Below are 4451 nucleotides of genomic sequence, written 5' to 3' on the forward strand. Positions count from 1 at the left end.
GTGACGGGTAGTGCCGGGTGGTGCCGTGCAGATCGTGCAGGTCATGCGGATGCCGCAGGTCGTGCGGGTCGTGCGGGTCGTACGGGCCGTGCTCGGCCCCGGGGCGGCGGGGAAGACCGGACGCCGCCCCGGGGAGTCGTGGGGGGTGGGGGAGCGGGCCGGGGACGGGCCCTACAGCTCCCCGGGCCGTTCGGTGGTCAGGTGCTCGGGCCGGACCGGGATCCGGCGCAGTGCCAGGCCGGTGGCGTTGCGGATGGCGGCCACGATGGACGGCGTCGCCGAGACGGTCGGCGCCTCGCCCACCCCGCGCAGCCCGTACGGGGCGTGCGGGTCGGGGAGTTCGAGGATCTCCACCGGGATCGGCGGGGTGTCCAGGATGGTGGGGATGAGGTAGTCGGTGAAGGAGGCGTTGCGCACCTTGCCGTCCCGCACGATGATCTCCTCCATCACCGCGAGCCCGAGCGCCTGGGTGCAGCCGCCCTGGATCTGGCCCACCACCGACAGCGGGTTGAGCGCCTTGCCGACGTCCTGGACGGCGGTCAGCTCGACCACCTTGACCAGGCCGAGTTCGACGTCCACGTCGACCACCGCGCGGTTGGCGCAGAAGGTGTACTGGACGTGGCCGAAGCCCTGCCCGGTCTCCTTGTCGAAGGGGACGGTCGGGCGGTGGTGGTGCTCGCGGGTGAGGTCGATGGCGTCCTCGCCGAGCAGGTCGACCATGGAGACCAGCGCGCCGGCCGACTCGGAGACGACCTTGCCGCCGGCCAGTGTGAGGTCCTGCTGGGTCCAGCCGTAGCGGCGCCGGCCCTTCTCGATCAGCTCGCGCTTGACCGCCTCGGCGGCCAGCTTGACCGCGCCGCCCGTCATGTAGGTCTGGCGGGAGGCGGAGGTCGAACCGGCCGAGCCCACCTCGGTGTTGGCGGGGTGGATGGTCACCTGCTCGACGCCCAGCTCGGTCCGCGCGATCTGGGCGTGCACGGTGACGCCGCCCTGGCCGACCTCGGCCATCGCGGTGTGCACCAGGGCGACCGGCTCGCCGCCGATCACCTCCAGTCGCACCCGGGCGGTGGAGTAGTCGTCGAAGCCCTCGGAGAAGCCGACGTTCTTGATGCCGACCGAGTAGCCGACGCCGCGCACGATGCCCTCGCCGTGCGAGGTGTTGGACAGCGCGCCGGGCAGCAGCCGCACGTCCAGGTCGTCGGTGTCGAGCGGCGGCGGCAGCGGCATGTCCTTGACCCGGCGCAGCAGTTCGGCGACCGGCGCGGGTGCGTCGATCTCCTGGCCGGTGGGCATCAGGTCGCCCTGCTTCATGGCGTTGAGCCGGCGCAACTCGACCGGGTCCATGCCCAGTTCGGCGGCCAGCCGGTCCATCTGGGTCTCGTAGCCGAACGCCGCCTGCACCGCGCCGAAGCCGCGCATCGCCCCGCAGGACGGGTTGTTGCTGTAGAGCGCGACGGCGTGCATCCGCACGTTCGGGATCACATAGGGGCCGTGGCCCAGCGAGGCCGCGTTGCCGACCACGGCGGGCGAGGCGGAGGCGTAGGCGCCGCCGTCCAGCACGATCCGGGCATCGGCGTAGACCAGCTTGCCGTCCCGGGTGGCGCCGTGCTCGTAGTACATCTTCGCCGGGTGACGGTGCACATGGCCGAAGAAGGACTCGTCCCGGGAGTAGACGATCTTGACCGGCTTGCCGGTGCGCTGGGCCAGCAGGCAGGCGTGGATCTGCATCGAGAGGTCCTCGCGGCCGCCGAACGCCCCGCCGACACCGGCCAGGGTGAGCCGGACCTTCTCCTCCGGCAGTCCGAGCACCGGCGCCATCTGCTGGCGGTCCACGTGCAGCCACTGGGTGGCGATGTAGAGGTCGATGCCGCCGTCCTCGGCCGGCACCGCGAGCCCGGACTCCGGGCCGAGGAAGGCCTGGTCCTGCATGCCGACCTCGTAGGTGCCGCTGACCACGACGTCCGCCAGGGCCCGCACCTCGTCGGTCACGCCGAGGCCGGAGACCAGGTGCTGCTCGTGGCAGATGTTGCCGTGGGCGTGCGACTTGTACTCGTGCGGCTCGTGGACGTAGCCGTACGTCTCCGGGTCGAGGCACTGCTCCTCGGTGACGATCGGGGTGAGCACCTCGTACTCGACCTTGATCTTCTTCACCGCGCGCCGGGCGGTCTCCGGGTGGTCGGCGGCGACCAGCGCGATCGACTCGCCGTGGTACCGGATCCTGTCGATCGCCAGGGCCGGCTGGTCGGCGATCTCCAGGCCGTAGTACTTGGCGCCGGGGATGTCCTCGTGGGTGAGCACCGCGTACACGCCGGGCACGGTGAGCGCCTCGGAGATGTCCACGGAGAGGATGTTCGCCCGGGGGTGCGGCGAGCGCAGCGCCATGCCCCAGAGCATGTCCTCGTGCCACATGTCGGAGGAGTACGCGAACTCGCCGCGCACCTTCAGCGTGCCGTCCGGGCGCAGCGTCGAGCCGCCGATGCCGTCCTTGCTGGACTGCCGGATGTCCTGGAGGTTCTTCTGGCCCTGGATGGTCCTGGCACTGTTCTGGGCACTCGTCCCGGCACCCGTCCCGGCACCGGTCCCGGCACTGCCGTGGGTGTTCGTCCGCGCGTTCATTCCGCCACCGCCCCGCCGGCAGGGGTGCCGGCGCACTTGCGGGCGGACGCCAGCCGCACCGCGTCCATGATCTTCTCGTAGCCGGTGCACCGGCACAGGTTGCCCGACAGGGCCTCGCGGATGTCCGCGTCCGACGGCTGGGCGTCCTGCGCCAGCAGCGCGTCGGTCTGCACCAGCAGGCCCGGCGTGCAGAAGCCGCACTGGACGGCGCCCGCGTCCACGAACGCCTGCTGGACCAGGCCCAGCTCGCCGTCCTCGCCGCCGAGCCCCTCGACGGTGCGCACCTCGCGGTCCTGCACCTGGCCGGCCGCGACCAGACAGGAACAGACCGGCACGTCGTCCAGGTAGACGGTGCAGGAACCGCACTCGCCCTGCTCGCAGGCGTTCTTCGAACCGGGCAGCCCGACGCGTTCGCGGAGCACGTAGAGCAGGCTCTCGCCCTCCCACACGTCGTCGGCCTCGACCGGCTTGCCGTTGGCGGTGAACGTGACCCTCATGCCGCGCTCCTGATCTGCTTGCGGTAGTCGTTCCAGGTCCAGGTGAGCGTGCGCCGCGCCATCACGGCGAGCGCGTGCCGCCGGTAGTCGGCGGTGCCCCGGACGTCGTCGATCGGGGAGGCGGCGGCCTTGACCAGCTCGCCGAACCGCTGGACCACCTCGGCGCCCAGCAGCTCCCCGCTCTCCCACAGGCCGCGCTCGGCGAGCACGCCCCGCAGGTACTCCTCGGCCTCGACGGCGCGGCGCGGGGTGGGGGCGGCCGAGCCGATGCCGGTGCCGACGGTGCCGTTGCGCGGGTGCAGCGCGAAGCCGAACGCGCAGACCGCGATCACCATCGCGTTGCGGGTGCCGATCTTGGAGAACTGCTGCGGGCCGTCCGCGACCGGGATCCGCACGGCGCGGATCAGCTCGTCCGGCTCCAGGCAGTTGCGCTTCACCCCGACGTAGAAGTCGTCGATCGGGATCAGCCGGGTGCCGCGGACCGAGGCCGCCTCGACCAGGACGTCCCGGCCGGCCGCCAGCAGCGCCGGGTGGGAGTCGCCGGCCGGCGAGGCCGCGCCCAGGTTGCCGCCGACGCCGCCCCGGTTGCGGATCTGCGGGGATCCGACGGTGTGGGCGGCCAGCGCGAGGCCGGGCAGCGGGCCGGACAGCTCGTCGATGATCCGGCTGTAGGGGACGGCTGCGCCGAGTCGGACCACCTCGCCGTCGTTCGACCACTCGGTGAGCTCGGTGACGCGGTTCAGGTCGAGAATCGCGGGTGGCCGGTGCACGTCGAAGTTCATCTCGACCATGACGTCCGTGCCGCCCGAGATGGGCAGCGCGGTCGGGTGTTCGGCCTTCGCCGCGAGCGCCTCGTCCCAGGTGGCGGGCCGAAGGAACTCCATGCGGGTGTCTCCTCAAGTCGTAACCGTCCGGACGGGTGGGCACAGTGCCCGGCCCGGTCGCCCGGGCCCCGGTGTTCGGACCGGGACCTCCGCGTCGTCGCCTCCGCGTCGGATTCCGGTCACCGGGGTGTGTCCGGCGGCGTGTGGCCAGTGAACCGCTGTGACGGGGGCCACTGGCAGTCACCGATGGCATGAAGCCCCGGCTGTGGTCCCGCCCGGCATCCTGTACGTTCCTCTAAGAAGGACGATCTCGCAGCCCAGCCGTCGGCCGGGCCACACCTACGACCGTAATCCGGCCGTGATTCCCGAGCTACGGCCCCGTGGTCCGGGCACCCGTTGGGACGTAACGCCGAGCACGGATGTTCGGGCACACTGTCACCCCGGACCGAGCCCTCGGACCGCCCCCGCCCCCGCCACCTGCCCGTTAGGAGCCTCCGGATGCGTGTCCGTGACC

At 72.0% G+C, this 4451-nt stretch carries 3 protein-coding genes; all 3 read right to left on the bottom strand.

Annotated elements, in window-relative coordinates:
• Window positions 1-171: 171 nt before the first annotated feature.
• The 3 genes from pucD to VR45_RS24835 are packed head-to-tail and all read right to left on the bottom strand — an operon-like array spanning window position 172 to window position 3997.
• Window positions 172-2616 carry a xanthine dehydrogenase subunit D gene (gene pucD, locus VR45_RS24825; protein WP_234326117.1) on the bottom strand — a complete coding sequence of 815 codons (2445 nt, stop codon included), beginning with the start codon at window positions 2614-2616 and terminating at the stop codon, window positions 172-174.
• Window positions 2613-3113: a (2Fe-2S)-binding protein gene (locus tag VR45_RS24830; protein ID WP_045942049.1), complete on the bottom strand. Its 501-nt coding sequence runs from the start codon at window positions 3111-3113 to the stop codon at window positions 2613-2615. Before VR45_RS24830 ends, pucD begins: the two co-directional genes overlap by 4 nt.
• Window positions 3110-3997 (bottom strand): FAD binding domain-containing protein, encoded by an 888-nt coding sequence (locus tag VR45_RS24835; RefSeq protein WP_045942050.1) that lies wholly within the window; start codon window positions 3995-3997, stop codon window positions 3110-3112. Before VR45_RS24835 ends, VR45_RS24830 begins: the two co-directional genes overlap by 4 nt.
• Window positions 3998-4451: the final 454 nt, after the last annotated feature.

This window comes from Streptomyces sp. NRRL S-495, from assembly GCF_000966955.1.
Lineage (GTDB): Bacteria > Actinomycetota > Actinomycetes > Streptomycetales > Streptomycetaceae > Kitasatospora > Kitasatospora purpeofusca.

Coding starts and splice junctions, on each gene's coding strand:
- VR45_RS24835 (WP_045942050.1), bottom strand. CDS start 3,997: ATGGAGTTCCTTCGGCCCGCCACCTGGGACGAGGCGCTCGCGGCGAAG.
- pucD (WP_234326117.1), bottom strand. CDS start 2,616: ATGAACGCGCGGACGAACACCCACGGCAGTGCCGGGACCGGTGCCGGG.
- VR45_RS24830 (WP_045942049.1), bottom strand. CDS start 3,113: ATGAGGGTCACGTTCACCGCCAACGGCAAGCCGGTCGAGGCCGACGAC.